30 protein-coding genes and 1 pseudogene are annotated in these 25,342 nt (G+C 73.4%); 17 read left to right on the forward strand and 14 right to left on the reverse strand.

Annotated features, from left to right (window positions below):
- Nucleotides 1-71 precede the first annotated feature (71 nt).
- From AVW11_RS29810 to AVW11_RS29825, 4 genes are all read right to left on the reverse strand, one after another.
- Nucleotides 72-2,222 (reverse strand): CHAT domain-containing protein, encoded by a 2,151-nt coding sequence (locus AVW11_RS29810; protein WP_076046561.1) that lies wholly within the window; start codon nt 2,220-2,222, stop codon nt 72-74.
- Between the two features lie 10 nt (nt 2,223-2,232).
- Nucleotides 2,233-2,640 carry a hypothetical protein gene (locus AVW11_RS29815; RefSeq protein WP_030852680.1) on the reverse strand — a complete coding sequence of 136 codons (408 nt, stop codon included), beginning with the start codon at nt 2,638-2,640 and terminating at the stop codon, nt 2,233-2,235.
- A gap of 240 nt (nt 2,641-2,880) precedes the next feature.
- Nucleotides 2,881-3,633, reverse strand: coding sequence for a lytic polysaccharide monooxygenase auxiliary activity family 9 protein (locus AVW11_RS29820; RefSeq protein WP_060180788.1), 753 nt, complete (start codon nt 3,631-3,633; stop codon nt 2,881-2,883).
- Nucleotides 3,634-3,707: 74 nt separating this feature from the next.
- Complete coding sequence (locus AVW11_RS29825) at nt 3,708-5,042, reverse strand: fibronectin type III domain-containing protein (protein WP_158076173.1); 1,335 nt, start codon at nt 5,040-5,042, stop codon at nt 3,708-3,710.
- Nucleotides 5,043-5,471: 429 nt separating this feature from the next.
- Between AVW11_RS29825 and AVW11_RS29830 the strand changes: the two genes are divergently transcribed.
- Nucleotides 5,472-5,960: a hypothetical protein gene (locus AVW11_RS29830; protein WP_051700640.1), complete on the forward strand. Its 489-nt coding sequence runs from the start codon at nt 5,472-5,474 to the stop codon at nt 5,958-5,960.
- Between the two features lie 82 nt (nt 5,961-6,042).
- Here the strand turns inward: AVW11_RS29830 and AVW11_RS29835 are convergent, their stop codons facing one another.
- Entirely contained in the window at nt 6,043-7,005 is a 963-nt protein-coding gene (locus AVW11_RS29835; protein ID WP_076046577.1) for a helix-turn-helix domain-containing protein, read from the reverse strand.
- Nucleotides 7,006-7,136: 131 nt separating this feature from the next.
- Here AVW11_RS29835 and AVW11_RS29840 point away from each other — a divergent pair, with 131 nt between their 5' ends.
- Both AVW11_RS29840 and AVW11_RS29845 read left to right on the forward strand, forming a co-directional pair.
- Complete coding sequence (locus AVW11_RS29840; protein ID WP_206281937.1) at nt 7,137-8,165, forward strand: saccharopine dehydrogenase family protein; 1,029 nt, start codon at nt 7,137-7,139, stop codon at nt 8,163-8,165.
- 221 nt (nt 8,166-8,386) lie between these two features.
- Entirely contained in the window at nt 8,387-8,761 is a 375-nt protein-coding gene (locus AVW11_RS29845) for a hypothetical protein (protein ID WP_060180794.1), read from the forward strand.
- A 135-nt stretch (nt 8,762-8,896) separates the two neighbouring features.
- On the opposite strand, the gene AVW11_RS29850 is transcribed toward AVW11_RS29845, so the two are convergent.
- The 3 genes from AVW11_RS29850 to AVW11_RS29860 form a co-directional block, all read right to left on the reverse strand.
- Nucleotides 8,897-9,220, reverse strand: coding sequence for a hypothetical protein (locus AVW11_RS29850; RefSeq protein ID WP_030852666.1), 324 nt, complete (start codon nt 9,218-9,220; stop codon nt 8,897-8,899).
- A 66-nt stretch (nt 9,221-9,286) separates the two neighbouring features.
- Nucleotides 9,287-9,514 (reverse strand): hypothetical protein, encoded by a 228-nt coding sequence (locus tag AVW11_RS29855; RefSeq protein ID WP_076046564.1) that lies wholly within the window; start codon nt 9,512-9,514, stop codon nt 9,287-9,289.
- A 161-nt stretch (nt 9,515-9,675) separates the two neighbouring features.
- Complete coding sequence (locus AVW11_RS29860; protein WP_158076174.1) at nt 9,676-10,035, reverse strand: STAS domain-containing protein; 360 nt, start codon at nt 10,033-10,035, stop codon at nt 9,676-9,678.
- Between the two features lie 126 nt (nt 10,036-10,161).
- On the opposite strand from AVW11_RS29860, the gene AVW11_RS29865 reads away from it, so the two are divergent.
- The 3 genes from AVW11_RS29865 to AVW11_RS29870 all read left to right on the forward strand — a co-directional run bounded on the left by AVW11_RS29865 (nt 10,162) and on the right by AVW11_RS29870 (nt 11,450).
- Nucleotides 10,162-10,491 (forward strand): helix-turn-helix transcriptional regulator, encoded by a 330-nt coding sequence (locus AVW11_RS29865; RefSeq protein ID WP_076046565.1) that lies wholly within the window; start codon nt 10,162-10,164, stop codon nt 10,489-10,491.
- A gap of 41 nt (nt 10,492-10,532) precedes the next feature.
- Nucleotides 10,533-10,772: a hypothetical protein gene (locus AVW11_RS37240; protein ID WP_143568920.1), complete on the forward strand. Its 240-nt coding sequence runs from the start codon at nt 10,533-10,535 to the stop codon at nt 10,770-10,772.
- 66 nt (nt 10,773-10,838) lie between these two features.
- A complete protein-coding gene (locus tag AVW11_RS29870) occupies nt 10,839-11,450 on the forward strand; it encodes a GPP34 family phosphoprotein (RefSeq protein WP_076046566.1) in 612 nt (203 codons plus the stop codon).
- Between the two features lie 24 nt (nt 11,451-11,474).
- On the opposite strand, the gene AVW11_RS29875 is transcribed toward AVW11_RS29870, so the two are convergent.
- Both AVW11_RS29875 and AVW11_RS29880 read right to left on the reverse strand, forming a co-directional pair.
- Nucleotides 11,475-11,849 (reverse strand): MreC domain-containing protein, encoded by a 375-nt coding sequence (locus AVW11_RS29875; RefSeq protein ID WP_076046567.1) that lies wholly within the window; start codon nt 11,847-11,849, stop codon nt 11,475-11,477.
- Between the two features lie 51 nt (nt 11,850-11,900).
- Nucleotides 11,901-12,413 (reverse strand): hypothetical protein, encoded by a 513-nt coding sequence (locus tag AVW11_RS29880; RefSeq protein ID WP_076046568.1) that lies wholly within the window; start codon nt 12,411-12,413, stop codon nt 11,901-11,903.
- A gap of 225 nt (nt 12,414-12,638) precedes the next feature.
- On the opposite strand from AVW11_RS29880, the gene AVW11_RS29885 reads away from it, so the two are divergent.
- Nucleotides 12,639-12,893, forward strand: a complete 255-nt coding sequence (locus AVW11_RS29885; RefSeq protein ID WP_060180801.1) for a hypothetical protein — start codon at nt 12,639-12,641, stop codon at nt 12,891-12,893.
- 245 nt (nt 12,894-13,138) lie between these two features.
- Here AVW11_RS29885 and AVW11_RS29890 read toward each other — a convergent pair whose 3' ends face one another.
- Entirely contained in the window at nt 13,139-13,573 is a 435-nt protein-coding gene (locus AVW11_RS29890; RefSeq protein WP_079250855.1) for a winged helix-turn-helix transcriptional regulator, read from the reverse strand.
- Nucleotides 13,574-13,664: 91 nt separating this feature from the next.
- Here AVW11_RS29890 and AVW11_RS29895 point away from each other — a divergent pair, with 91 nt between their 5' ends.
- Nucleotides 13,665-14,504, forward strand: a complete 840-nt coding sequence (locus AVW11_RS29895; protein WP_076046569.1) for an SDR family oxidoreductase — start codon at nt 13,665-13,667, stop codon at nt 14,502-14,504.
- Between the two features lie 189 nt (nt 14,505-14,693).
- Here the strand turns inward: AVW11_RS29895 and AVW11_RS29900 are convergent, their stop codons facing one another.
- Both AVW11_RS29900 and AVW11_RS29905 read right to left on the reverse strand, forming a co-directional pair.
- Nucleotides 14,694-15,320 (reverse strand): ATP-binding protein, encoded by a 627-nt coding sequence (locus tag AVW11_RS29900; protein ID WP_076046570.1) that lies wholly within the window; start codon nt 15,318-15,320, stop codon nt 14,694-14,696.
- A gap of 57 nt (nt 15,321-15,377) precedes the next feature.
- Nucleotides 15,378-15,857 carry a MarR family winged helix-turn-helix transcriptional regulator gene (locus tag AVW11_RS29905; RefSeq protein ID WP_240528304.1) on the reverse strand — a complete coding sequence of 160 codons (480 nt, stop codon included), beginning with the start codon at nt 15,855-15,857 and terminating at the stop codon, nt 15,378-15,380.
- A 247-nt stretch (nt 15,858-16,104) separates the two neighbouring features.
- Here AVW11_RS29905 and AVW11_RS29910 point away from each other — a divergent pair, with 247 nt between their 5' ends.
- From AVW11_RS29910 to AVW11_RS29945, 7 genes are all read left to right on the forward strand, one after another.
- Entirely contained in the window at nt 16,105-17,235 is a 1,131-nt protein-coding gene (locus AVW11_RS29910; RefSeq protein WP_076046571.1) for an NADH:flavin oxidoreductase, read from the forward strand.
- A gap of 1,179 nt (nt 17,236-18,414) precedes the next feature.
- On the forward strand, nt 18,415-19,410 hold the full coding sequence (locus AVW11_RS29920; RefSeq protein WP_060181171.1) for a TerC family protein: 996 nt from the start codon (nt 18,415-18,417) through the stop codon (nt 19,408-19,410).
- 54 nt (nt 19,411-19,464) lie between these two features.
- Nucleotides 19,465-19,686, forward strand: coding sequence for a hypothetical protein (locus AVW11_RS37245; protein WP_076046573.1), 222 nt, complete (start codon nt 19,465-19,467; stop codon nt 19,684-19,686).
- 84 nt (nt 19,687-19,770) lie between these two features.
- Nucleotides 19,771-20,211 (forward strand): hypothetical protein, encoded by a 441-nt coding sequence (locus tag AVW11_RS29930; protein ID WP_060181172.1) that lies wholly within the window; start codon nt 19,771-19,773, stop codon nt 20,209-20,211.
- 182 nt (nt 20,212-20,393) lie between these two features.
- The gene (locus AVW11_RS29935; RefSeq protein ID WP_030852634.1) at nt 20,394-20,879 is read left to right on the forward strand and encodes a DUF2975 domain-containing protein; all 486 of its coding nucleotides are present in this window, start codon (nt 20,394-20,396) and stop codon (nt 20,877-20,879) included.
- A complete protein-coding gene (locus tag AVW11_RS29940) occupies nt 20,879-21,100 on the forward strand; it encodes a helix-turn-helix domain-containing protein (protein ID WP_030852631.1) in 222 nt (73 codons plus the stop codon). Before AVW11_RS29935 ends, AVW11_RS29940 begins: the two co-directional genes overlap by 1 nt.
- A gap of 400 nt (nt 21,101-21,500) precedes the next feature.
- Nucleotides 21,501-22,232, forward strand: coding sequence for a hypothetical protein (locus AVW11_RS29945; protein ID WP_143568921.1), 732 nt, complete (start codon nt 21,501-21,503; stop codon nt 22,230-22,232).
- Between the two features lie 65 nt (nt 22,233-22,297).
- Here the strand turns inward: AVW11_RS29945 and AVW11_RS39365 are convergent.
- A pseudogene (locus AVW11_RS39365) lies at nt 22,298-22,947 on the reverse strand (MerR family transcriptional regulator); the annotation flags it as partial.
- Nucleotides 22,948-23,197: 250 nt separating this feature from the next.
- On the opposite strand from AVW11_RS39365, the gene AVW11_RS29955 reads away from it, so the two are divergent.
- The gene (locus AVW11_RS29955) at nt 23,198-24,037 is read left to right on the forward strand and encodes a hypothetical protein (protein WP_076046575.1); all 840 of its coding nucleotides are present in this window, start codon (nt 23,198-23,200) and stop codon (nt 24,035-24,037) included.
- Nucleotides 24,038-24,270: 233 nt separating this feature from the next.
- The gene (locus AVW11_RS29960) at nt 24,271-25,236 is read left to right on the forward strand and encodes an MBL fold metallo-hydrolase (protein WP_076046576.1); all 966 of its coding nucleotides are present in this window, start codon (nt 24,271-24,273) and stop codon (nt 25,234-25,236) included.
- Nucleotides 25,237-25,342 lie beyond the last annotated feature (106 nt).

Consider the following 25,342-nt stretch of genomic DNA (forward strand, 5'->3'; position numbering starts at 1 on the left):
GGCCGAGCCGCCGTCCGCCGGCGGCGCGGCGGGCACGGCGGCCGGCGGCGTCGGCGCCGGGGGTGGGGGCCTCAGCCCCGGCCGATGAGGGCGAGGCCCGCGGCGCCGGGGCGGAGGTCCGGGGGCAGGGCCAGGTGGGCCTGGCGCAGGGCCTGCGGCAGGGGTACGCCCCGGCGCAGGTGGCGGTCGTAGGTGTCGGCCAGCAGGCGTCCGGCCAGTTCGTCGTCGATGGCCCAGAGGCCGCCGACGACCTGGGAGGCTCCGGCCGCCAGGCAGGACAGGGCGGCGGCCGTGGTGTCGGCGCGCTCGGTGGACTTGGCCGACCAGCAGCAGCCGAGGACGACGACCTCGGGCAGCCCGAGCCGCAGCAGGGCGGCCGGCGAGGAGGGGCCGTCCGGCAGCAGCATGCGGTACTCGAAGCCGTCGCTCTCCGTGCCGTGGACGCTGATGGTGAGGATGTCGTACGGGGCCGTCTCCAGCGCGTCGCGGAGTTCGGCCAGCGAGTGCACCCGGGTGAAGCGGATGTGCCCCTGGGCGTCGAGCCGGTCCAGGGCCCGGGCTTCGAGGCGGGAGCCTTCGAGCTCGACCTCGTCGAAGATTCCGATCACCCGGGGCACGACGGCCGCCCGGGCGGGCCGGGACCGCAGGGCCGCTGCCGCCGACATGCTGATCGCCAGGGCTGCGGTGCCGTGCGGGGCGAGTTCGTTCCAGGGCATCGCCCAGGTGGCCGAGTCGGGCACCACGAGGATGCGCGTGCCGAGGGCGTCGGGGCCGATGTCGGCGAAGAACAGGTCGGAAATCCGGCGGACCGCTTCCGCCGGGGCGTCCTCGGAGTCCTCGTCCAGGCACTGGGCCAGCGCTTTGCCGTCGGCCGTGGAGAGGTGAGTGCGCCGTACGAGGGGGACGGGGTCCGAGGGGCGCAGTGTCACGACTGTGAGGTGGTGCTCGCCGGTCTGTCCGGTGACGTGCACCCAGACGACGTGGTGCGCCGGGAGTCCCGTCACGATCTCGGCGGCCGTCACCGGTGTCGTGGCCTGGGCCAGGAAGTCCACGAGCGTCATGTCGGCGCGGGCGTCGGTGTCGTAGGCGCCGCTGCCCTGGGGGCGTCCGACGGCGGTTCCGCCCCGGAACTCGCCCAGGAAGTCGGCGACTTCGGCGACGATCTGCGCGTCGGCGCCCGCCTGGTGGAGGTCGATCGCCCTCATCAGCAGGCCGGTGAGGATGGACTCGACGTCGGTGATGGTGCGGGCGGCGAAGACGTTGTCGGCGCAGAGCCGGGACAGGCACTGCCGCACGGCGGCCGGTGAGGGCAGCAGGCCGCCCTGCACCCTGGCCGCTTCGGCGAACAGTCGCATCGTCGCCCTGAAGGGGCCGGCGGGCAGTTCCTCGGCGCACTGTCCGTACCATCCCGCGGCCCCGACGTGGTCGCCCCGGCGGGCGGCCTCGGCGGCCTGGTCCATGGCGCCGCCGTCCGGGGTGAGGCTCTCCAGGGCCGAGGCCACCATCTCGTGGGCCCGGTCCTTCGGGCCGATCCGGGCTGCCGTCCGCGAGAACTCCCGCTCCAGGGCCCGGGCTTCGGCGAGGCGGCCGCCGGCGAGCAGCAGGCGGGACCGGTAGAAGGTGGCGAGTGCCTGGTACCCGGGTGTGTCGGCGGCTGCGGCCAGCGGCTCCACCGCGGTCCTGAGGCGTTCGAAGTTGGCGGTCGAGTGCGCGGCGTAGGCGACGGCGGCCAGGATCCGCGCGCGGCGGATCTTCCGGCCGCTGCGGCCCACCTCGTGGAGCAGGGCGCGTAGGACGGCGTCGACCGTGTGGGATCCGAGCGTGTGCAGCTGCTGCTCGCTGTGGATCGCGGACAGCAGGTGGAGGATGGTCCGGTCCGGGCCGTCCGGCGCGAGCTCGGTGGCGATCCGGTGGCATTGCGCGGCTTCCTGCGCGCGGCCCAGTTCCTGGAAGTGGGCGCCGGTCTCGTCCAGGAGCGAGGCCAGGAGGCGGCGGACGAGCGGCTTGGGGGCGGCGCGGGAGTAGTGCTGGTCGACGGACTGGACGATGTGGTCGAGTGCGTCGGAGTAGACCGGCCGCCGGTCGAGTACCTGGTAGAGCCTGGTGATGGCCCGGACGTCGGTGGCGTCGAGGCCTTGCAGGTCGGCCAGCAGGTCCACTTCCAGGTGGCGTCGGACCGCGGTGACGACCATCGATGCGAGACGGCGGCGCCAGGTGCCCATGGCGGGGCGGTCAGACGCGGTCGGTGTCGAGGCCGGCGGCCGGGTCGCCCCCTTCTGCCGGACCGGTGCCCGGTGCGGGCAGGATGGTCCGTGCGAGCAGTCGCTCGATCTCCTCCACGGTCGCCTCCCCCTCGAAGCGGATCTGGCCGTGCGGGCCGATGGCCTCGACGCACATCCTGCTGCGGTCGGGGCCGCGGTCGGCCCGGCGCCGGGAGGCGAGCGAGCGGATGACTCCCGCCAGGTAGGCGACGGTCTGCGGGGCCTGCAGCAGGGAGATGACCGTCGCGGTGCCTCCGATGAAGTCCCCGTCGAGTCCCCACTGGGAACTGCGCCGGCCGCGGGTCGGTGTGGCGTACCCCTCGGCGATCAGGAGCTCCGCGAGCTCGCCCGGAACGCGCATCTTGATGGATTCGCTCATGTACTCCCCCTCGCGGAGGGCCGCCCGCACTGCTCCCGGTCCCGGGCGAATCCCCCAACTGGCCTGTTCCGCCTGCAGTATGGCGTGGCGGCCGCCGCGACGTCCGGCATTGGCGGAAATTCCTGTTCCGCTTGCCGTATGGCGTGGCGGCCGGTCGTACGGGGGTGTGGGGGGGGGAGCCCCCGAGCCCGGGGAGGGGGTGCCCGGGCTCGGGGTGGTCCGGGGGCCGGCGGCCGGCGTCTACTTGAAGGTGACGTCCGAGCAGGAGTAGAAGGCTTCCTCGCTCTGGAAGGAGCCGTCGGGGCGCTTCAGGCCGTGCCAGATCGTGTAGATGAGGTGCTTGCCCTTCTTCTCGGGGAGCACTGCCTGGAAGGTGAACGCCTTCGCGCCGAGGAAGCCCGAGGGGGCCGCCGTGGCCGCGGTGTTGTCGGCGCTGAGGAAGGGGGTGTCCTCCAGGTCGGACCACTTCAGCGGCTTCTTCGGGTCGTAGCCGTCCTTGGTGACGTACATCTCCATGCGGTACGGGTTGTGCAGGGCGCTGATGTCGTAGCGCAGGTCGTACTCGGCGCCGCCGGGCAGTGTCGTGGAGGGGAAGTCGTCCCGCGGCAGGTCCAGGCCGGAGAACTGGGCGTTGCCCGCGCTGCACAGCTTGCCGTCGGGTATGCGGGCGCGGTGCTGCGGGGAGGAGGTGGGGGTGCTGTGGTCGATGGCGCGGCCCTGGACGACGGACTTCCAGTCGCCGGGGATGCCGGGGCTCTGGGCGAGGGCCAGGCGGCAGGCTTCGCTCGCCTGGGGGTTCTTGGTGCAGGCGACGCTGCGGCTCACCGGGTCGGCGGTGGAGCCGTGGGCGGAGGCGGGTGCGGAGGCGAGGGTGGTCACGGTGAGGGGGAGGGCCGCGAGCGCGGTGAGGCGCAGGAGGGCGGTGCGGCGGGCCGGGGCCGGTGGCCGTGCCGGGTCGGGGGAGGTCGTGGCGGTGGGGCGGGTCGTGCTCATGCGGGAAACGCTCCTGGTCGTGGGGTCGGTCGTGCGCGCGGGGTCGGTCGGGCGCGCGGGCGGCGGGCGGGTGATCAGCCGGCCGTCCTGACGGTCAGTTCGCGGGAGAAGGCGCCCCATGTGCCGTCGCCGAGGCGGGCCCGGATCTTGACGGTGTACGTCGAGCCGGGGTGGGAGCCGACGAGCACCTCGCGCGAGCCCTTCACCGTCGGCACGGGCAGGACGGGGTCGCCGGCGCCCCACATGAAGGTCTGGGCGGGTTTGCCGTTGAGGTGGACCTGGTAGGTGGTGATCTGGCCGACGCCCTGCGGGACGGACCAGGTGAGGTTCAGGTAGTGCTGGGTGACGCCGCCGTCCTGCTTCACGGCGGTGGTGGCGGCGAAGTCGCCGGGGGCGGCGGTGCCGGTGCCGTCGGGGGCCGCGGTGGTGGTCACCTGTGCTTCGCGGGTCGGGTCGGACTCCTTGCCGGAGGCGTCGACGGCGGTGACCTTGAAGCGGTGGGCGGTGCTCGCGGTCAGGCCGGAGACGGTGGCCGAGGTGGCCTTGGCGTCGGCTTCCTGGACCTTCGCGCCGTTGCGGTAGATGCGGTAGCCGGTGACGGCGACGTCGTCGGTCGCCGCGCGCCAGCGCAGGGCGGCCTGGTACGGGCCGGAGGCCGTCGCCTCCAGGTCCGCGGGGATGACCGGCTTCGCCTTGTCCTGGCCGGGTGCGGCGAGGGTGGTGAGGACGATGTCCTTGCTGAAGCCGGTGGTGCGGCCGTCGGAGCGGACGGCGCGGACCTTGAACGTGTAGCGGGTGGCGGGGGCCAGCCGCTCGATGTCCGTCATCGTGTCCTTGACGGTCTTGAGCTGCTTGCCGTTCTGGAAGACCTCGTAGCGCACGATCTCGGCGCCGCCGGCGGGCGGCTTCCACATCAGGTGGACGGCGGTGTGGTCCTTGGCGAAGGAGCCGCTGTCGGCGGGGACGGCCGGGGTGGTGCCGGTGTCGCCTCCGTTGCCCGACGCGCCGTTCACGCGGCATCCGGTGATCTCGGGCATGCCCTTGCCGGCGGGGTTGATCCCGACCTTGACGGGCCGGTTGCCGCCGGCGGCGACGTCGGCGCGGTCGGCGATCGGTTTGATGGTGACGTGCTTGCCGTCCTGGCGGAGTTCGTACGCCCAGGGGTTGTCGAGGGTGACCTGTCCCTGCGACACGTCGAACTCGGCGGTCCAGTCCCGTACGGGCCGGTCGCCCTTGTTGGTCAGCAGGACCTCGCCGGACGCCCACCAGACGGTGGACCGGTCCGCGACGCGGCAGGCGGCGCCGAGTGCGCTGTCTTCTTCTCCCGCGTTGGCGGCCACGGGCAGGACGACGGAGCCGACTCCGACGGCCACGGCCGCGCAGGCCAGGGCAATTCGCTTTCGGGACATCACAAACCTCTTGGTAAAGCCGATCCGCCGGTGCAGCGGCGGCATCGAAAGTGCCTCGGTCAACACCCGTGACACTAAGGGCGGTTTGCGGCCGGAACGGGCTTTCGCAGGGCTGCGGGCCGGCTGTTATCCGTCCCTTAAGGTCCGGATAGGGCGCCCTTGATCCCCTGTCGGCGCCCTTCGACCCTGCGGACATCGAAGATCACTCTCCGTTCCCGGGCCGGGTGCCGTGTCCGGCCGTGTCCTGCTGGCGGGCGGCGGGCGGGTTGCGCCGCGCGGATGCCGGCGCCGCCGCTTCGGGGGTACCCGTCAGTAGGTTCTCAATTGGGCCTGGCTACAGTGGTTTTGACTGACCGCCGGCGCCGTTCGAGGCCGGCGGAGAGCGTGCGTGCGGCGGCGTGCCGCCGTGCGCGGGAACCAAAGGAAGACATGAGTTCGATACACAAGCGCATCGGTGCGGTCCTCGGTTCGTCCGCCCTGTTCGTCGGCGTGGCGCTGACCGCCGGGGCCGGGACCGCCGTCGCCGACGAGACGGGTGACCTCGCGCCCGACAGCCTCTCGGTGTCCAAGTCCGGGATCGCGGGGGTTACCGCGAAGGCGTGGGACGGGTCGCTCACGCTGCACCTCAGCAGCCCCCAGGACGGCCACAACATGGGCTTCGTCCGCTGGAACGCCGACCCGCAGCCCGCGCCCGACATCCCGGGCGACTCCCTCATCGCCAAGGACATCAGCCCCGACGGCTGGGCGGTCGAGGCCGAGCTGAGCACCGGCCGCATCGCCTCCACGCGCGGCCACAAGGCGATCTACATGAAGGTCGTGTCCGGCAACCTGCCCGAGGGCAACTCCTACAAGATGCGCGGATGCGTCGTGAAGGGCAGCGAGCGCAAGTGCACCTCGTGGCACACGGTGCGCGCCTGATCCGCTGAAGGGCCGGGCCGCTCGGCGGCCCGGCCCGCACCCGGGCCGGGGCGGACCCGCCGCGCCCGCCGGTCCGCGCGGATCAGGTGGGGGCGGGGCCGCTGCGGGCGCGGGTGCGGAAGGTGCGGCGGTAGGTGTCCGGCGGGACGCCGACCGCCCGGGCGAAGTGGCGGCGCAGCGTGGTGGCGGTGCCCATGCCGGTGGCCGTCGCGATGGTGTCGACGGTGTCGTCGGTGCTCTCCAGCAGTTCCTGCGCATGCCGGATGCGCTGGGTGAGCAGCCACTGCAGCGGGGTGGTGCCGGTGACCGATCTGAAGTGGCGTCCCAGGTGGCGCGAGCTCATGCCGGCCTGCCGGGCCAGGTCCTCCACCGTGAGCGCCTGGTCCAGGCGCTGCAGCACCCAGGGGAACAGGCGGGCCAGCGGATGGTTGCCGGGGGTGGGCACGGGAGTGGTCACGAACTGGGCCTGGCCTCCGTCGCGGTGGGGAGGGACGACCAGGCGCCGGGCGATGGTGTTGGCGACGGCCGAGCCGTGGTCGAGGCGCACCAGGTGCAGGCACAGGTCCATGGCGGCGGCCTTGCCGGCGGAGGTGAGCACGCTGCCGTTGTCGACGTAGAGGACGTCGGGGTCCACCGTGACCCGGGGGTGGCGCCTGGTCAGCTCCTCGGTGTGCGCCCAGTGCGTGGTGGCGCGGCGGCCGTCCAGGAGGCCGGCGGCGGCGAGCACGAACGCGCCCGTGCACAGCGAGGCCACGCGGGCCCCCGCCTCGTGGGCCGCGCGCACGGCGTCGACCAGTTCCGCCGGGGGGTCCCGGTCGACGTCGGCCCAGCCGGGGACGATCACGGTGTCGGCCCGCCGCAGGTGGTCGAGGCCGTGGTCGGGGTCCAACCGGAAGCGGTCGACGCGGACGGGGCTCGGACCGCAGAGCGCGAAGTCGTACCAGGGCTCGACGAGGTGGGTCAGATCGGAGCCGAAGACCTCCATCGCCAGGGACAGTTCGAAATGCAGCATGCCGTCGGTGATGGCCAGGGCAACAGTGGTCACGTCCGGAAGTGTACGGGTCATGTCGTTCCGGACACTCGTGTGGAGGGCCGTCCCGCGCCAGGATCTTCCTGACGGAGCGCTGCGGGTCACCAGGAGCCGCGGCGGAGCACTCGGTGCGGAGGAGCGGGTTCATGGGGTCGGGTCAGCAGGTGGCGGTGTTCGGCGCGTACGGGCACACCGGTCGGTTCGTGGTGGCGGAGCTGGTGGCGCGGGGGTTCGTCCCGGTGCTGTCCGGGCGCGACGCCGACACGCTGAAGGTGCTGGCGGAGGGGACGGGGCTGGACGCCCGCCCGGCGACGGTGGACGACCCGGGCTCCCTCGACCGGGCGCTGGCCGGCACGGCCGCCGTCGTCAACTGCGCCGGGCCGTTCGCCTCGACGGCCGCCCCCGTGATCGAGGCGGCCCTGCGCGCCGGGATCCCGTACCTGGACGTGGCGGCCGAACTGGAGGCCAACATCGACACCTTCGCGCACTTCACCGGCCGGGCGCGGGACGCCGGCGCGGTCGTCGTCCCCGCGATGGCCTTCTTCGGGGGCCTCGGCGATCTGCTGGCCACCGCCGCCATGGGCGACTGGAGCGAGGCGGAGGAGGTGCACATCGCCTACGGCCTGAGCAGTTGGCATCCCACGGCGGGGACGCGGCTATCGGGTGCGGTCTCCCGGGAGCGGCGCGGTGAGCGGCGTCTGCGCTACACGGGCGGGCAGTGGGAGTACCGCACCGACGCTGCGCCCACCCTCGAATGGCGCTTCCCGCAGCCGATGGGCACCCGGCCCGTGGTCGGGGAGTTCACGATGGCCGACGTGGTGACCGTGCCCACCCACCTCTCCGTCCCGGAGGTCACCACCTACATGACGGCCGACGCCGTCCGGGACATCGCGTCCCCGGGCACGCCCGCGCCGGTCGCCGCGGACGAGAGCGGCCGCTCCGAGCAGACCTTCGTCGTCGACGCGGTCGTCCGGCGCGGCGGCGCCGAGCGCCGGGCGGTGGCCCGCGGTCAGGACATCTACGCCGTCACGGCGCCCCTCGTCGTCGAAGCCGTCGAACGCGTCCTCACCGGCCGCACCCGCACCGTCGGGGTCGCCGCCGCGGGTGAGATCTTCGACGCCCCGGACTTCCTGCGGGCCCTTGCCCCGCACGTCGCCCTCGGCCTGCTCCCGTAGCGGGGCGCCCTCCCCCGCGCCCCCGGCCGCCCGGAACGCGGGCGCTGCGCGGTCTCCCGGCGGCCGGCCGTCGGGAGACCTGCGTCACAGGCTGTCACAGCGGCGGGGCGGGCGGTGTCTTGAGGCCGAAAGGCCTCGCAGCCGGACGGTTCGAGGCGCCGGTCCGACACCCGCACCCGCACGCACCCCGCACCCCGCACCCGATCCAGGAGGACCCACCCATGAGCGCCTTCCTCAAGGCCGCGACCGCCCTGCAGACGCTGGCCCTCTTCTTCCAGGCGTCCACCGCCGGCCTGCTGCTGAGCTCGTCGCGCGGCTATGCGATGCACGACTACGGGTCGAAGGTCATGTACGCGGCCGCGATGCTCTACGTCCTGGCCGCGGTCCTCGCCTGGCGGCCCGGCGGCGGTTCCGCACGCCCCGTCCTGTACTCCGTCGGCTTCCTGCTCCTCGCCTCGGTCCAGGTCGCCCTCGGCGTCGCGCACGTGGCCTGGCTGCACGTCCCGCTGGGCGTGGTGATGTTCGCCCTCAGCGCCCTGGACCTGGTCCGGTCCCTGTCCCCCCGCGTGCTGCTCCGCCCGGCCACCCGCGCCTAGGCTGGCCCCGGGCGGATGGCCCGGGGCCGGCGCGGGGGCGGGTGCGGGGGCGGGTGCGGCAGATCGGCACGTGCCGGCCGTACGGTCCCACGTCAGGGGCCTGCGGGCCGTAGCGCGTGGCGCGCTGCGCCGGTCTCAGTGGCCGAGAGCGCGCTTCAACTGTGCTTTGTCCATCTTCGAACGGCCTTCGATGCCCTTGTGCTTGGCCTCGTTGTACAGCTGCTCCTTGGTGGGGCCCTGGGCGCCGCTGTGGGAGCGCTTGCCGCCGCGCTCGGAGGACGACATGTCCTGGAGGGAGGTCCGGGAGGCGGTCTTCGACTCGCCGGAGCGGGCGCGTTCCTTGTTCACGGTGCGGGCGGCGATCTCCTTGGCGCGCTTGGTGCTCTCGCCGCGCTGTTCGGCGCTCTCCTTGATGTGCTCGTACTGCCGTTCCCGCTTGGGGCTGGATCCACGGGGCATGACAACCCTCCTCGGCTCGTCGTGCGAACTCGGCACTCGTGCTGCGCCTTCCCACCCCGGGCCGCCTCATTCAGCCGGATCGCGTCCGCCCTTGCGCCCCTTCCCCGAGGGCTGTGCTCCGGCCGTCGTGTGCTTCCCCTCCTCGGCGGCGCGCTCCACACGGGCGGGGTCGGCGGGCGGGCCGGTGCCGGGGCCCGTCCGGGAGGGGGCTCCCGGCGGGCGGCCGTGCTCGTCCACGGCCGCGCCCTCGTCGGGGAGCAGTCCGGGGCGCGGGTCGCGCTTCTCGGCGTTCATGATCGACCGACTCTCCGGTGTCGACGGGCGGCGTGCCGGCGCCCCTTGGCCTTCCAGGACGCGCGGTCGGCTCCCGAGGAGCCGGCCGGGTGTTCCTCCGGCGTCTTCCCGCAGCGGCGGCGGGTATGGCCCCGGGGCGGCGCCGGTCTCGTCGCGCGCCTTCACATGAACAGGGAGCGGGTGCCGGTGAGGTCCAGGAGCCGCTCCACGCGGCGGCCGGCGGCCGTGATGCGCAGGCCGCGGCCCGCCCGCAGGGCAGCGCAGCGGGCGGCCAGGAGCGTGTTGAGGCCCGCGCAGTCGCAGAAGGCCACCCGGTCGAGGTCCACGAGGAGCGTGCCGCGGTGGGAGACGAGCGCGGTCAGCAGCACCCGGCGCAGGAACACGGCGTTGTCGAGGTCGATCTCGCCGCTCACGACCACCTGGACCGTCCCGGACCGCGGACCGGGGGCCACCGCGACTTCCAGGCCGGCCTCTTGCGGGGGGCTGCTGCTGAGGCGGAGATCGGACACGATGGAGGTCATGGCTGCCTCCCCACGTTCCGGGGCTGTTTTCCGCTTCCCAACAGCATCGTCGGCATCCGGACGACCTACGTCAATAAAAACGTGAAAAACAGGTCGTATATACAAAAGGTGGGGCAAAATGGGGCCATGGGTGTCGAAGGCCTTCCCCATGGGTCGTGGACGTTTCTGACCAGCCACGCCCGCGTCCTGCTCGCGCTCGCCCGCGACCCCGGAGTGCGCCTCCGGGAGGTCGCCGCGACCTGTGTGCTCACCGAGCGGACCGTCCAGGCGATCGTCGCGGACCTGGAGCGGGAGGGGTACCTCACCCGGGTACGCGAGGGACGGCGCAACCGCTACCGCATCACGCCCGGGGCGCGGTTCCGCCACCCCGCCGAGGCGGGCCGCGACATCGCCGGGCTCCTCGCGCTCCTCACCGACGGCCCGGACGCCAGCCCCCGCGAATCCGGGCGGACCTGACCGGCCCCGGCCCGGGTGAGGACCGGGCGAGGACCGGTGAGGTGCTCCGGCTCCCTGGTGCGGGGGCGGGCCTGCCGGCCGGCGCCGGACAGCGGTGGGGAGAGGCTCCACGCCGCGCCGCGGGGGACGCCCGCCGGGTGCTGCGGCAGCGCTTCGGCCTGCCGGCCGAGGCGCTCGGGCCGGACCGTCCGCGGACCGCCGTCGGCGTCTCCCGGACCGCCGCGGCCGAGGCACTGGCGCGCCACCGGGCAGCGGGTGGACGCAGAACGGGCAACGGCTGAGGAATACTTGCCCTCACCCCGCCCCGCGACGCGACGCGGATGCGGCCGACGACGAGGGAGCCGTACATGACCACGGCACACGACCTGTTCACCCTTGCCCTGGAGCCCCGGCCGGAGCGCTCGGTGGGGCAGGGCGATCTGTCCCTGTCCCTCGCAGGAGCCGAACTGGTCGATCTCCTCCAGGCCGGGGCCGTCGACCTGGACGGCGATCTCATCGTGCCGGGCCCCCGGCCGGACCTGGACGACCTGCTGCTCCGCGCGGCGGCGTCGGCGCTCGTGCGGACGGTGCCGTACGAGAGCGTCGAGGACTGGCTGTGGCGCAGGGGCCGTGACCTCGCGGCGGCTTACCAGGCCGCGTTCGAAGAGGCCGGCCTGCTGACGCGGCCGCGGCGGGGCCTGTTGGGTTTCGGGGCGGATCACCGCATGGAGCTCGTGGACACACCCGCCCGGCGTCGTGCGCAAAGTCGCCGGCAGGAGGGCGAACCCGTCCTCGGGGCCCTCGCCGCGGCCATCGGCATCCGCGATGGTGGAGGCCCCCAGGACGATGCCGGCCCGGACGGCGAAGCGGTGGCGACGGTGCTGGCCGCGGTACACGACGCGGTGACGGAGCTGGAGGCCGTACGCCAGCGGCGTTCCATCGAGAACACGGCCTTCGCCAACGTGTGGCGCGTGCCGTAGCCCCCGCCCTCCCGGCGCCCCTCGCTACGCTTGCCGGCTCCCCGGACGGAGCCGGGCGAGCCATCCCCGGCGGGGGGCGTAGGGCACACCGGGGTTGTGGAACGGGGGTCCGTCCGGCGGGAGGCCGTACTCCTCCCCCGGCTCCTTGATGTGCGGGTAGCCCCAGCCGCTGATCTTCGCCGGTGCCTGTGCGGCCTGCCGTGACAGGGCTGCGGCGTATCTGCGGTTCAGTTCGGTCCGCTCGTCGAGCAGGTTGAGGTTCTGCTGCTGCAGTGTGGTGACCTGGCGGGCGAGTTCCGCGTTCTGCTGCCGGCAGGTGTCGATGTCCTCGGCCTGCTCGCGGAAGAGGCGGGCCGCCGCGTGCAGGGCGCGTTCCTGGCGGGCTGCGAGGGCTTCCACCTCGCGCAGGCGCTCCAGCTCGGCCAGGAGGCCGTCCCGCTCCCGTTCGGCCTAGGCCAGCCGGCGGCGCACGGAGCCGAGTGCGTCCAGGGTTCTGCGGTAGCGGGCCGCGGCCTCGCCCAGCTCCCGGTCGGTCCGGTCCTGCAGTGCGGCGAGGTCGCGGGCGTGTTCGTCCAGTTGCTCCTGGAGCGCGCGGTTGTCCTCGGCCAGCGTCGTGCGGGCGGTCTCCAGCTCGTGGATCTCCTGTTTTCTGAGGGCCAGTTGGTGGGTCGGGCTGAGGCTGGCCGCCTGTGCGCCGGCGTGCAGCGAGATGAGCCGCCGGTAGTCCGCCTCCGGGATCGGCAGACTCCTGGAGGTGAGGAACGCCTGGAGCGCCGCGTTGAACCCGGACGGCGGCAGGCGCTCGCCGTGCCGGTAGCGCGAGAGCGTGGACGGGTCCACGTGGACGCCCCGGGCCACCTGGCGGCCGGTGTTGCCGCGGGAGGAGAGGTAGGGCTCCAACACCTCCTGCAGCAGCGCGGCGTACGCGAAGGTCTGCTGCTGTCCCGGGCGTCCTGCCGGCATGAGAACCCCTCCCCCGCCGGCGTGCGCACGGCCCCCGGCAGATCTCATTCCCCGCACGCCGGCTTTCCGCACCTGGCAACACGGTGAGCGGGCGGCGCACCCGACGAGCGGGCGTTGCCGGCTGCCAGGCAACTCCTCTTGCCCGTCCCGCAACGCCCCGAACTGCGCAAACGTTCAAACGGGGCGCACTGGGCGCTCCGCTTCCCGTCTGAAGGCGAGGAAACCATGAACATTCCCGCATCTGTCGCGGCGCCGGGCATCGCGCTCTCGGTTCTGGCCGAGATCATCGGCGGCGGAGCCCCGTGGCCCGCGGTCGTCGTGGCGGTCACCACGGGCTGCGTGGCGCTGACCCGGACCGCGCTCGGCTACCGCCTGCGCAGCAAGGCGGTGGCGAAGGTGGAGCCGGCCGATGTGCCGGAACTGTTCAAGGCGATGAGGGCGGACGGCGACGGCACCGGCCGCGGCGCCGGAACGGACTGACGACCAGGGCGAGGCCGGGGGGCGGCCGACGGTACGGGAGGGCTCGGCGCCCCTACGCCGCCTCGGGCTCGGCGCAGTCCTCCGCGGAGCGGGCTGCTTGTCCGGGCCCGGTCCTGGTGGGCTCGCGTGGTGAGGTGTCGCGTGTTCCTCGTTGAAGTGGGTTCCGGTGTCACCGTGTGTGGCCGCCGGGGCGTATCGGCGATGACGCGCAGGGCGCAGGGCGCAGCCCTGGCCACGCCGTACGGTCACCCCTTGGTCGAGCGCGGCCCGCTCCTCGGGCTCCGGTTTTCGAGGCCGGCCACTACAGCGCCATCCGGGCTGTGCAGTGACAGCCGCCGTGTGATCCGGTCGAACAGGTCCGTCAGCGGCTCGCTGACGTCCCGGCCGAACTCGGACAGTCCGTAGGTGACCTGGGGCGGCGTCGTCGGCTCCACCTGCCGCCAGATCAGGCCGTCCTGGACCAGCGCACGCAGGGTCTGAGCGAGCATCTTCTCGCTGATGCCCTGGATGCTGTTGCGCAGCTCGTAGAACCGAAGGTCGTTGCTCCGCAAGGAGATCAGCACCCAGATACCCCACCTGCTGGTCACGTGGTCGACCATGTCACGCGCCGGGCAGTCAGTGTGAAGCACCTCATACCGGCCGCCCGCCTCGGCCTGCCTGGGCTGCGCACCTTCACTCATGCCAGGAGCTTACCTGTGGGTATGTTCTTACGAAAAGTAAGCCGGACTCCTAGCGTCGATCGCGTAGTAGACGACCGATCAGGAGCTGAACATGATTGTGGTGACCGGGGCTACCGGGAACGTGGGCCGGCCTTTGACGCAAGCCTTGGCCGAGGCGGGCGAGCAGGTGACGGCAGTGTCGCGGCATGCGGTGGCGATACCGGACGGAGTGCGGCACGTGGCGGCCGACCTGTCCGAACCGGCAAGCCTCACCCCCGTGTTGGACGGGGCGAAGGCGCTGTTCCTCCTGCTGTCCGGCGACCTGCACGCCCCCGGAGCCAGGCCGGCCGACATCATCGGCCTGGCTGCGGCCAGCGGAGTCCGCCGAGTCGTCCTGCTGTCCTCGCAGGGGGTCGCGACCAGGCCGCTCGGCCCGTCGCGGGTCGCGATGCGCGCGGTGGAGAACGCGTTGCGGGAGTCCGGCCTGGCCTGGGCCGTCCTGCGACCGGGCGGCTTCGCCTCCAACGCCTTGGCCTGGGCGGAGTCCGTCCGCACGCAGGGCACGGTCGCCGCGCCCTTCGGCGACGTAGGGGTGCCGGTCATCGACCCGGCGGACATCGCCGAGGTCGCGGCGGCCTGCCTGCTGGACGACCGGCACACCGGCGGGGTGTACGAGCTGACCGGACCGGAGGTGATCACGCCGCGTCAGCAGGCGGAGGCGATCGCCGCCGCGCTCGGCTCGCCCGTACGGTTCCACGAACTCACCCGCGACGAGGCCAAAGCCATGATGACCCGGTCCGTGCCGGTGGAACTCGCCGACGACACCCTCGACATCATCTCCGCCCCGAACCCGGCGGAACTGCGGATCAGCCCGGACGTGGAACGAGTCCTCGGCCGCGCCCCGCGCCCCTTCAACGGCTGGGTCGCCCGCAACATCGCCGCCTTCCGCTGAGGCACAACTCGTGGGCGTCAGCCGTGAATACGCGACACTTCACCATGCGCCCCTACCGGTCCTGAGGCCGTTGTCCGGGCCGTGCGCGCGGGGAGGAGATCTCTTCGCCCGCCGGGGTCGCCCGGCCTCCGAAACGCCGTCCGGCGGGAAGGGGCCGGGAGGGTGCAAGCCTGCGCACCGCCGGGTCCGTCAGTCGTTGCGCCGGTCGTCGAGCCGGACGTGCAGGTGCGGCCAGGTCGCGGCCAGGCGGGCAAGGTCGGCGGCCGCGGGCACGGTCAGCGCTCCCAGCGACTCGTCCGGCCTGAAGTGGACCGCTGTCCCGGTCGTGCCGTCGGCCGCGAGGGGCTCAAGTCCGCTGGTGGGGACGCCGTGTTCGTAGCGCTGGTTCCAGGCCCCGCTGCGGCGGCGATTGGTGTGGACGAGCCACTCGCTGAGGGCGGCGACCACGGACATGCCGCGCCGGGGGCGGCCGTCGGGCAGTTCCTCGGCCTGCGGGAAGTCGAAGAACCGCAGGTCCTTCGTGGCCATGACCGGCTTCTTCACCATCCGGCCGTGCTCGTCCGCGCGGGTGTCGGTGCCCCGTCCGTCGTCGCGGACGCACAGGGATCGGTCAGGATGGAGGACCACGGCGCAGCGTCCCCCGCCCGTGGCCGACGCTTCGTCAGCGGCGTAGGCGAGTACCTCCAGGACGAGGTGCCAAGGTCCCTCCGGCGCGAACTCGGCGGGGCTCCGCCGGATCCGTGCCAGATGTTCGGTGTCGACGCCGCCGGCCCAGTCGTGCGTCGTGTTGACCCAGGAAGCCCCCGATACGCCCATCAGGCAAGTATCCCCCGGGGAGGCGCCGGCCGGGGGGCGCGGGCCCGCGGTCCGGTCCTATGTGGCTCGCGGCGCGGATTCCCGCAGGGGCGCCGGGTGGCCTGCGGCGGGGGCGCCGTCGTCCTCCGCGCGCGGCCAGTACCGTCCTTCGAGGGCTTCGGCGCTGCGGTTGAGGCGGACCAGGACGTCCTCCAACTCCCCGACTTCCTCGGGGGACCAGTCGGCGATCACCCGGGCCAGGCAGGACCGGTTGGCCTCGCGGTCCGCGGCGAGCCGGCGCCCGCCTTCGGCGGTGATGCGCAGCTTGCGGGCCATGCCGCCGTCCGGGTCCGCGACGCGCTCGGCCAGTCCGCAGCGCAGCAGTGCGGCCGTCTGGCGGTTGACGGTCGAGGCGTCGAGTCCGAAGGCTTCCGCCAACTGCCCGATGGACATGGGGCCTTGGGTGTCGATCCGGCTGAGCAGCAGGTACGCGGACCGCTCCAGGCGTCCGGGGTCGCGCTCGCGCCGGCCGAGCACCTGGTGCCTCGAGAGGAGCATCAGCTCCCGCTCCAGTTTCTCCAGCACTGCGACTCCTACTCCTTCTCCTTCCGGCGCTCCATTATCGCCGACGCGCCTGCGGACCGGCCCCGCGCGCCCCGCAGGCCAGGCCGGGGCGGGGCGCCCCTGGGACGGGCCGGGGCGGGCTCTGGGCGCCCCGAGCGGCAATGTGCATGATACATATCGTGTGTACTATGCACTCCTCGTTGTCATCCCGCCGAGCCCCAGCTCCACCCGGAGGACCCGCATGACCGCCACCACGTCCACCCCCTCCCGCGCGGCCGAGATCCTCTCCCGGCCCGTCACGCTGAACGGCCTGACCGTCCCCAACCGCATCGCGATGGCTCCGATGACGCGGATGTTCTCCCCCGGCGGCGTGCCCGGCGAGGACGTGCAGGCGTACTACGCGAGCCGGGCCGCCGCGGGTGTGGGCCTGATCGTCACCGAGGGCACCTATGTGGGCCACGAGTCCGCCGGGCAGAGCGACCGGGTGCCGCGGTTCCACGGCGAGGAGCAGCTGGCGGGGTGGGCGAAGGTCGCCGCGGCCGTGCACGAGGCGGGCGGCACGATCGTGCCCCAGCTGTGGCACATCGGCATGGTGCGCAAGCAGGGCGAGGCCCCGTACGCCGACGCGCCCGCCGTGGGCCCTTCCGGCATCCGCGTCGACGGCACCGAGGGGACCGGCAGGGCGATGACCCGCGCCGACCTCGACGACGTCATCGGCGCGTTCGCCGACGCCGCCGCGGACGCCGCGCGGATCGGCTTCGACGGCGTGGAACTGCACGGTGCCCACGGCTACCTCCTCGACCAGTTCCTGTGGGAGCGGACCAACCGCCGCACCGACGCCTACGGTGGCGACGCGGTGGCCCGTACGCGGTTCGCCGCGGAGATAGTCGCCGCGGTCCGCGAGCGCGTCCCGGCCGGCTTCCCGGTGATCTTCCGCTACTCGCAGTGGAAGCAGGAGGCCTACGACGCCCGGCTCGCGCAGAGCCCGCAGGAGCTGGAGGCGATCCTGGCCCCGCTGGCGGCGGCGGGCGTCGACGCGTTCCACGCCTCCACCAGGCGCTACTGGCTCCCGGAGTTCGAGGGCTCGGACCTGAACCTCGCCGGCTGGACCAAGAAGCTCACGGGCCGGCCGGCCATCACCGTCGGCTCGGTCGGCCTCGACGGCGACTTCATCCGCTCCTTCGCCGGCGAGGGCGCGGCGATCGGCGACATCGACAACCTCCTGGACCGCATGGAACGCGACGAGTTCGACATGGTCGCCGTCGGCCGGGCGCTGCTCCAGGACCCGCAGTGGGCGGCGAAGGTCCTCGGCAACCGCTTCGACGAGCTGCAGCCGTACGACGCGGCGGCGCTCAGGTCGCTCAGCCGGTAGCCGCCGGGCCGGCGGCCGCCTGGGGGGCGCCTGGTCCGAGGACGCCCCGTGACCTCGCCCGCCGACGTCACGGGGCTTTCGCGTTCCGGCCGGCGCCCGTGCGGACGCCCTTGCCTGCGGTCCGAGGCGCCCCTTGCCGCGGGCGCGCCCGCGGCAAGGGGCCGGAAGCGACGCTGCCGCTCCCGAACGGCAGGCCGTGGGACGTGGCGTTCCGTGACACCGGCCCGCTGCCGTCACGGATGCGGCCGCGGCCGGGCGCCGCGGTCGCCGGCGTGGTCCGGCGCGGGGACCGGGCCTGCCGGCCCTCGCCGGCTCGGCGGGCGATCGCCAGGAGCGGGGCCACACGCTGCTTGGCGACCGGCGGCACGAACGCGCGGCGGCCGTGGCGCGCCGGCACGGCGTGGTCCTGGGCGCCACCGCTGTGCCGAGCCGACGCCGTGGGCGCGGGGCGGCAACGGCCGGCCCCTGGGGGGGATCCGGGCGGTCCGGGGCCGATCGCACTGGCCCTCCTCGCTGCGATGGCGGCCTGCGCCGCCGCCGCGCTCCGCGGGACCGTGGAGATGCCGGCCCGCCTGGCCGGCCGCCGGCGCCTCGAGCGGGACGGCGCGCCGAACGCTCCCGGCGGGCCCGGCGGGCCCGGGGGCCCGGGGGGCCAGTGGGCCGGCGGGGCCAGGCGGGCCCGGGGGGCCCGGCGGGCCCGGCGGGGCCAGGCGGGCCCGGGGGCCCGGGGGGCCAGTGGGCCGGCGGGGCCAGGCGGGCCCGGCGGGGCCAGGCGGGCCCGGCGGGGCCAGGCGGGCCCGGCGGGGCCAGCGGGGCCCGGTGGGCCCAGGGGTCCAGGCGAGCCCAGGGGCCAGGCATGCCCAGGGGGCCAGGCGGGCCCGGCGGCGCCAGGTGGGCCCGGCGGCGCCAGCGGGGCCCGGTGGGCCCAGGGGTCCAGGTGTGCCCAGGAGTCCAGGTGTGCCCGGCGGGGCTGGCAGGGCCGGCGCGCCGAACGCTCCCGGCGGGCCCGGTGGGCCGGCGGGGCCCGGTGGGCTGGCGGGGCCCGGTGGGCTGGCGGGGCCCGGTGGGCCGGGTGCCTGGCCGGTCGGAGCTTCCGCCCACCGAGAAGACAAACAGGTATCGCTACGGCAAAATCGCAGGCAAGGGCGTCACCCTACTGCCCGTCTGCGGGGATCCGCCGTGCACGACGTGCCCTATTGGCTGTGGATCGTCTTCGCCGTCACCGTCCTCGCGGCGCTGGCGGTCGATCTTCTGGCGCACCGGCGGGCGCACGTCATCGGCTTCCGCGAGGCGGCCGCGTGGAGCGGGGTGTGGGTCGGCCTGGCCCTCGCCTTCGGCGGCCTGGTGTTCGCCGTCGTGGGCACACAGGCCGGTGTGGAGTACACGACGGCGTGGCTGCTGGAGAAGAGCCTGTCGGTCGACAACCTCTTCGTCTTCGCTCTGATCTTCGGCTATTTCCGCGTCCCGCGGGCCTACCAGCACCGCGTGCTGTTCTTCGGGGTGCTGGGCGCGCTGGTGTTCCGGGGCGTGTTCCTCGCGGCCGGAGTGGCCGTCGTCAGCCGGTTCACGGCCGTCCTGTACGCCTTCGCCGCGATCCTCTTCTACAGCACGTACAAGATCCTCAAGGAGGAGGACGACAGCTTCGACCCGGGGCGCAGCCTCGTCGTCCGGCTGCTGCGCAAGGTCGTCCCGGTCACCGACGACTACGTCGGGACGAAGTTCGTCGTGAAGGAGGCCGGCCGGCGCGTCGCCACGCCGCTGCTGGCCGTGGTGGCCGCGATCGAGGCGGCCGACCTGGTTTTCGCGGTCGACAGCGTGCCAGCGGTGCTGGCCGTCAGCAGTGACGCCTTCATCGTCTACAGCAGCAACGCCTTCGCCATCCTGGGGCTGCGAGCCCTCTACTTCATGCTGGCCGGCATGCTCGACCGTTTCCACTACCTGAGTACGGGGCTGGCCCTGATCCTCGCGTTCATCGGCGTGAAGCTGGTCCTGCAGGCCTCGCACGAACTGATCAGCCCCTCGATTCCGGAGATCCCCTCGCCGGTGAGCCTCGCGGTGATCGTCGTCGTCCTGGCGGTGTCGGTCACCCTCAGCCTGCTCCGGCCACCGCAACCGCCACCGACGCCACCGTCGTCGTCGCCGTCGGACGGCGGCGGGTCCGCACGCGAGACGTGATCACCCCACCAAAGAGACTTTCAAATCCGGGCAAAGTGGGCGTAAATTCGTTTTATGGACGGAGAGAAGCATCCTGCGGCGGCCCGCCCCGGACACCTTTGCCCCAGCTGCCGGCAGCAGCTGCCCGCGACGGTCCAGCGGCACAAGACGATGGGCGTCTACGTCCCCCTCTACGCCGACGCCCCCTGCACCAACCCCGCCTGCCCCCAGGCCGAACCCGCCGGCCGGCCGGCGCAGCAGGCGCAGCCGCTTCCCGAGGGGCGGGCCGCTCCCTGAGGCACGCCCCGCCGGCGCCGCCGCCCCCGTCACAGGTGCGTCACGGGCCGCTCCCCCGCCCCGTGCGGGGTCCACCATGGCCTGATGCGCACACATCAAGCCGCCCTGCTGTCGGCCGCCGCCGCGCTCCTCGCCCTCGCCGGCTGCACCGGCGGGCCCGGGGCCGACGCCGAGCCCACCCCGGCCGCCTCCACGCCGACGACGCCCGCCGTCACCGGCCCCGGCACCGGCCCCGGGGCCACGCAAGCCTCCGGGATCCCGCCCGAGCCCACCGGCGAGAAGCGTGTCATCTACCTCGCCACGCTGGGCGGGATCGACCCCGAGATCGTGAACGGCCAGGACGACCAGGCCATCAGCCGCGGCCGCGACCAGTGCGGTGCCATGAAGGACGAGAAGGACCCCACCAAGCGCGTCGCCCAGGTCGAGCAGCGCTTCACCGGCCCCAACCACCCCAGCGGCTTCGGTCCGACCAAGAGCGCGCTCATCCTCGCCACGGTCCAGGCCAACATCTGCCCCACCTACTGACAGGGCCGCGGACCGCCCCGGCGCAGGCCGGACACCGAACTTCGGCGCCCGGCACGGCGTGTCACGCGCCGGGCGGGGACGGGCGGGGGTGGCCCTGCGAAACGGCTGCCACGACCCTGCCCCCTTGCTCGACCTATCGAGTTTCGATAGATTTCCATCGCAGGTCGATGGAAGGATGGGCCATGGGGAAGCTGACCGTGCGTGCGTTGCACGCCGTGCTCGCGGCGGTGTTCGCCGGCACCGTGTTCGTGCAGGCGGGAATGGTGTGGGTGTTGGCCACCGGCGAGACGGAGGGGGCGCTGCCGCTGACCCCGATGCGCGTGATCGTGATCCTGGGGATGGTGGCGGCCCAGGTGGCCCTGGTCTGCGTATGGCGGCTGACGGCGATGGTGCGGCGCGGAACGGTGTTCTCCCACGCCGCGTTCCGGTACGTGGACGGCGTGATCGGCGCGATCACGGCGGCTTCCGTGCTGTGGTTCGCGGTGACGGCGGTCAACGCCCCCGGCCAGCGGGAGGATCCGGGCGTTACTGTGATCATGGGCGGGATCGGCCTGGCCATCCTGGGGGTCGCGCTCATCGTGCTGGTACTGCGGATGCTGCTCGCGCAGGCCGTCGCGCGCGACGGCGAAGCGGCGCGGATGCGGGCCGAGTTGGACGAGGTGATCTGATGCCCATCAGCGTCGACATCGACGTGATGCTGGCCAGACGGAAGATGTCCGTGGGCGAACTCGCGGACCGGGTGGGGATCACCCCGGCCAACCTGGCGGTACTGAAGAACGGCCGCGCCAAGGCGGTGCGCTTCGCCACGCTCGCCGCGCTCTGCGAGGCGCTCGAGTGCCAGCCGGGCGACCTGCTGCGCTGGGAGGCCGAGGACGCCCCCGGCGGGTGACGCCGCCGGGGCGAAGCAGCCCGGGGCGGCCGTCGCGGATCAGCCTGTCGCCGTAGCCCGCCCCGGTCCTCAATTCCCTTGCCACGGGCGGGACTCGGCTCCCACGACGATCCACACGGCCGGCTTCCCGGTGACGGACACCCGGCACACTTTCGTACCGGTGATCCGCGACGCGGGCACGCTCGCGGCGTCCCCGCGCCGGGCGGGGCCGACGCCGAGCCGGCCGCCAGCGGCGGAGCCGCAGAGGGGCGCGGTGGCGCATCCGGAGCGACCCCCACGGCCGCGAGCCGGGGCAGCCACCGGTTTCGGAATGTTTGATTCCGGGGACGGTGTCCCAGCATCGCCGCTTTTGTCCTCTGCGCCGTCGTGACGGCGCCTGACGTGACAGCCGAGGGAGACCATGGGTTGGAATGGCGTACGCAGGACGGCCGCACCGGCCGCTCTTGCCGCGGTGGCCGCGCTCGTCCTGGCGGCTCCGCCCTCGGCCGGCGCCGGGCCCGGGGCCGGGACCGCGGGCCCGGCCGCGGTCGCGGTCGCGGTCGCGGTCGCGCGGCAGGACGCCTCCACGACCCCGCCGCCGCCCCGCCTCCCCCGCGACTTCCGCGGCAGGGGCACGTGGATCGTCCGGGACCTGGACATCACGGTGCCGTTCACCTGGGAGGGCAGGAACGGCGACAGCCAGATGACCGCGGGGGGCCCGCAGCACCCGATCTGGTTCACCAACCTGATCTACCGCGGCACGCTCTACACGCTGACGTACAAGTGGCCCGGCCTGGACGAACACCCCTGCTCACGGATCCCGGGCTTCAGCCTGGAGGACCTGAACCAGGGCTTCGAGAACGCCCGGTTCGTCGGGCGGGAGACCCTGCGGCGCACCCCGCAGCGGCATGTGAACCACTGGAGGGTGGGCGTGGTCTTCCCGCAGCTTCCTCCCGGGAACCACCCGCGCCTGCCGCTCGCGCTCGGCGACATCTACGTCGACGAGAACAACCGGGGCACCTTCTGGCAGGTGCTGCAGTTCGGCGTCCAGAACCTCTACGACCCCGAGCTGGACGAGTGGCTGGTCATGGACACCTTCGAGCACCGGCCCGGGACGGTGACCCTTCCCGCGCGGTGCGAGCCACCCCGGTAGACCCCCGGGCAGGGGCCGGTGGCCGGCGGCGCGGCGCGGCGCGGCGCGGCGAAAAGGGTCGGGCAGGCCACGAGGAGGCGCAGGCCGAGGTCTGCCGCGTCGAGGCCGGCGAGGCGGCCGTTGCGCGCGGCCCACCGGCCGGAGCCGGGGTCGTCGGCGAGGCTGCGCACCACCCGCCGCTCGGCCTGCGGCCCGACCCCGGGTCCGCACCGACACCGCACGGCGCACGCGATCCTCCAGGTACGCCCCCGGCCGGCGCCCGTACGCCTCGAACAGGCCGTCGGCGCAGTCCCCCGCAACGGGCACCTACTCGGCGCGGGCACCGTCGCGGCGGGCGGGGGAAGCCGTCGAGGACGCCGGCGAACTCGGGCAGGCAGTCGCGGGTGAGCCGGAACCGGTCCTGCCATCGGCTCGTCGGTGTCGAAGGACCGGTCCTCGGACGGCAGGTCCTGCGCGGCGATCCGCGGACCGGTGCACCGTGTCACCGTGCAGGCGTCGCGATCGCGCCGTACAGCCGTGCACCGAGCATCCTCAGTTGCCCCTCCGGCGCCGACTTCAGCCCCTTCGCCCCTGCCTGGAGTTCCCCGTCGACGGCCGGCGGCGATGGGCCGGCGCCTCCCGCGGCCGCTCCACGTCGCCGCGCCGCCCCAGGCCCGGTACCCGGCGGGGATCCGCGCCGAGGGCCGGGCGAGTCCGAGTGGCCATAGGGGTGCAGCGTGCGGCCATGGCACCGGCTGTGGGGGCTGACGCCGCGTGAGGGCCGAGATCCTCCCGCACGGCACGTCCGGGCACATCCGGGGCACCTGCGGTCGACCAACCTTCAACCTTTGGCCGGGTCGCACCCGAATCTTTCCTGACATAAGCTCAGAAAAGAAAAGAATTGTGGCCGTTGACGACTCAACGAGTAGCCCCTGAATTCTTGAACTCCGGAAGAAATCGGCAGTGTGAGAACAGGAGGAAAAGCCATGCTCTTCTTCTACGACCAGGACACGGGAGCTGCCGGATCGGGCAGGCTCGACTCCGGTGGCGACTTCGTCAACCTGAAAGGCTTCCCCGCCGGACAGTTCGGGAACTGGACCCACATCGTGCCCGGTGGCGGCCAGCTCTTCTTCTACAGCAAGGACACGCGGGCAGCGGGGACGGGAAAGCTCGACCCAAGCGGCGACTTCGTCAACCTGAAGGACTTCCCGGCAGGGCAGTTCGGGGACTGGACCCACATCTCGCCCGACGGCGTCCAGGTCTTCTTCTACAGCAAGGGCACGCGGGCGGCCGGAACCGGGCGGCTCGACGCCAGTGGTGAATTCTTCAACCTGGTGGACTTCCCCGCCGGGCAGTTCGGGGACTGGACGCACGTCCTCTTCGCCGGCGGTGATCTCCTCGCCCGTTTCTTCTTCTACAGCAACAGCACACGGGCGGCCGGATCGGGTGAGCTCGACGACGGCGGCGATTTCATCCACCTGAGGGACTTCCCCTCCGGGCAGTTCGGGAAGTGGACGCACGTCGTCTTCGACGCAGGCGCCTCGAAGCTCTTCTTCTACAGCCGGGCCACGCGGGCGGCCGGAACCGGCAGGCTCGACGCGGGCGGCGACTTCGTCAACCTGAAGGGCTTCCCCGCCGGACAGTTCGGGAACTGGACCCACATCGTGCCGACCCACCGCCGGCTGTTCTTCTACGACAGGCAGACGCGGGCCGCCGCATCGGGTGAGCTCGACGGCAGCGGCGATTTCATCAACCTGAGGGACTTCCCCGCCGGGCAGTTCGGGAACTGGACGCACATCGGTGCGACCCAGGACGGGCTGCCCTGAGGCCCGCCCGGCGCGGGTTCCGCCGCCCGCTCGGCGGAGTGGGCCCGCGCGATCCGGCGGCGGACGGCGGGGCCGGCGGGCCGGTCCGCGGCGGGGGCTGACGCCGGGTACGCGCGGGCGCACGGTCGGCGGCGCGGGCCGGCCGGGTGCGGGGAAGACCGCGGGCCGCGGCGGTGCGCCGGCCGTTACGATCGGCCCCTTCACCCGATCGTGGCGGTCCGACGGAGGCACCGATGACCCTGGCCCCTGGACGGACGACACCGGCCGCCCATCCCGGCCTGCTGGAGCGGGGGCACCCGTTCCGCCAGTGGAAGACCTGGCGGATACCCGGTACCGAGTTCACCCTCACCGGCTATTCGCGTGCCAACGACAAGACGTTCTTCCACATTCCGGAGCTGCGGTGCGCGCTCGACGCCGGGCTGGCGGAGGGGCGGCAGCCGGAGACGGTCTTCCTCACCCACACCCACCACGACCACTCCAAGGACCTCGACCACCTCGCGGCCAGGGCCGGCGGGGTCGACATCTACCTGCCCGCCGCGGCAGTGCCGTACGTGGAGTCCTTCCTGCGGGCGTCCGCCGAGCTGAACCACGGCGCCGCCTACGACCCCGCGCTCGCCGCGGGCTGCCGGCTGCACGGGGTGCGCGGCGGTGACGAGTTCACCTTCGGGCGGCGCGGCCACCGGGTGCGGGTGGTGGAGTGCGTCCACAAGGTGCCGTGCGTGGGGTACGCGTTCTCCGAGCCGCGCAAGACGCTGCGGCCGGAGTACGAGGAGCTGCGGCGCGCCCTCGCGGAGCAGGGCCGGGGTGCGGAGTTCGGCCGGATCCTCGCGCAGCGCCGCAAGGAGGGTGTCGAGGTCGAACGGGAGGTGCTCAGGCCGCTGTTCGCGTTCCTCGGGGACACCCACGTGAGCGTCTTCGAGGACAATCCGTGGCTGCTGGAGTATCCGGTGGTCATCACCGAGTGCACGTTCCTCGACGACGCCGAGCTGGCCCGTGCGGACCGGGTCGGGCACACCGTGTGGAGCCGGCTGAAGCCGGTCGTCGAGGCCCACCCGGAGACCCTCTTCGTCCTCACCCATTTCAGCCTGCGCCATTCGGACCGGGACGTGCTGGACTTCTTCCGCGCCGAGCGGCCCGCGAACGTGCTGCTGTGGGCCCATCCGGAGAGCCGGCTGCCGGAGCAGCACCAGCACCGCTGACCGGACCGACGGACGGCGGGACGGCGGGACGGAAGGGCGACGGGACGGAAGGGCGACGGGACGGAAGGGCGGCGGCGCGGCCCTCACCGGTGTCCGCCGGTGAGGG

The sequence above is a fragment of the Streptomyces amritsarensis genome (assembly GCF_001953875.1).
Classification (GTDB): domain Bacteria; phylum Actinomycetota; class Actinomycetes; order Streptomycetales; family Streptomycetaceae; genus Streptomyces; species Streptomyces amritsarensis.

Coding starts and splice junctions, on each gene's coding strand:
- AVW11_RS29810 (WP_076046561.1), bottom strand. CDS start 2,222: ATGGGCACCTGGCGCCGCCGTCTCGCATCGATGGTCGTCACCGCGGTC.
- AVW11_RS29815 (WP_030852680.1), bottom strand. CDS start 2,640: ATGAGCGAATCCATCAAGATGCGCGTTCCGGGCGAGCTCGCGGAGCTC.
- AVW11_RS29820 (WP_060180788.1), bottom strand. CDS start 3,633: ATGAGCACGACCCGCCCCACCGCCACGACCTCCCCCGACCCGGCACGG.
- AVW11_RS29825 (WP_158076173.1), bottom strand. CDS start 5,042: ATGTCCCGAAAGCGAATTGCCCTGGCCTGCGCGGCCGTGGCCGTCGGA.
- AVW11_RS29830 (WP_051700640.1), top strand. CDS start 5,472: ATGAGTTCGATACACAAGCGCATCGGTGCGGTCCTCGGTTCGTCCGCC.
- AVW11_RS29840 (WP_206281937.1), top strand. CDS start 7,137: ATGGGGTCGGGTCAGCAGGTGGCGGTGTTCGGCGCGTACGGGCACACC.
- AVW11_RS29845 (WP_060180794.1), top strand. CDS start 8,387: ATGAGCGCCTTCCTCAAGGCCGCGACCGCCCTGCAGACGCTGGCCCTC.
- AVW11_RS29850 (WP_030852666.1), bottom strand. CDS start 9,220: ATGCCCCGTGGATCCAGCCCCAAGCGGGAACGGCAGTACGAGCACATC.
- AVW11_RS29855 (WP_076046564.1), bottom strand. CDS start 9,514: ATGAACGCCGAGAAGCGCGACCCGCGCCCCGGACTGCTCCCCGACGAG.
- AVW11_RS29860 (WP_158076174.1), bottom strand. CDS start 10,035: ATGACCTCCATCGTGTCCGATCTCCGCCTCAGCAGCAGCCCCCCGCAA.
- AVW11_RS29865 (WP_076046565.1), top strand. CDS start 10,162: ATGGGTGTCGAAGGCCTTCCCCATGGGTCGTGGACGTTTCTGACCAGC.
- AVW11_RS29870 (WP_076046566.1), top strand. CDS start 10,839: ATGACCACGGCACACGACCTGTTCACCCTTGCCCTGGAGCCCCGGCCG.
- AVW11_RS29880 (WP_076046568.1), bottom strand. CDS start 12,413: ATGCCGGCAGGACGCCCGGGACAGCAGCAGACCTTCGCGTACGCCGCG.
- AVW11_RS29885 (WP_060180801.1), top strand. CDS start 12,639: ATGAACATTCCCGCATCTGTCGCGGCGCCGGGCATCGCGCTCTCGGTT.
- AVW11_RS29890 (WP_079250855.1), bottom strand. CDS start 13,573: ATGAGTGAAGGTGCGCAGCCCAGGCAGGCCGAGGCGGGCGGCCGGTAT.
- AVW11_RS29895 (WP_076046569.1), top strand. CDS start 13,665: ATGATTGTGGTGACCGGGGCTACCGGGAACGTGGGCCGGCCTTTGACG.
- AVW11_RS29900 (WP_076046570.1), bottom strand. CDS start 15,320: ATGGGCGTATCGGGGGCTTCCTGGGTCAACACGACGCACGACTGGGCC.
- AVW11_RS29905 (WP_240528304.1), bottom strand. CDS start 15,857: ATGCTCCTCTCGAGGCACCAGGTGCTCGGCCGGCGCGAGCGCGACCCC.
- AVW11_RS29910 (WP_076046571.1), top strand. CDS start 16,105: ATGACCGCCACCACGTCCACCCCCTCCCGCGCGGCCGAGATCCTCTCC.
- AVW11_RS37245 (WP_076046573.1), top strand. CDS start 19,465: ATGGACGGAGAGAAGCATCCTGCGGCGGCCCGCCCCGGACACCTTTGC.
- AVW11_RS29930 (WP_060181172.1), top strand. CDS start 19,771: ATGCGCACACATCAAGCCGCCCTGCTGTCGGCCGCCGCCGCGCTCCTC.
- AVW11_RS29935 (WP_030852634.1), top strand. CDS start 20,394: ATGGGGAAGCTGACCGTGCGTGCGTTGCACGCCGTGCTCGCGGCGGTG.
- AVW11_RS29940 (WP_030852631.1), top strand. CDS start 20,879: ATGCCCATCAGCGTCGACATCGACGTGATGCTGGCCAGACGGAAGATG.
- AVW11_RS29945 (WP_143568921.1), top strand. CDS start 21,501: ATGGGTTGGAATGGCGTACGCAGGACGGCCGCACCGGCCGCTCTTGCC.
- AVW11_RS29955 (WP_076046575.1), top strand. CDS start 23,198: ATGCTCTTCTTCTACGACCAGGACACGGGAGCTGCCGGATCGGGCAGG.
- AVW11_RS29960 (WP_076046576.1), top strand. CDS start 24,271: ATGACCCTGGCCCCTGGACGGACGACACCGGCCGCCCATCCCGGCCTG.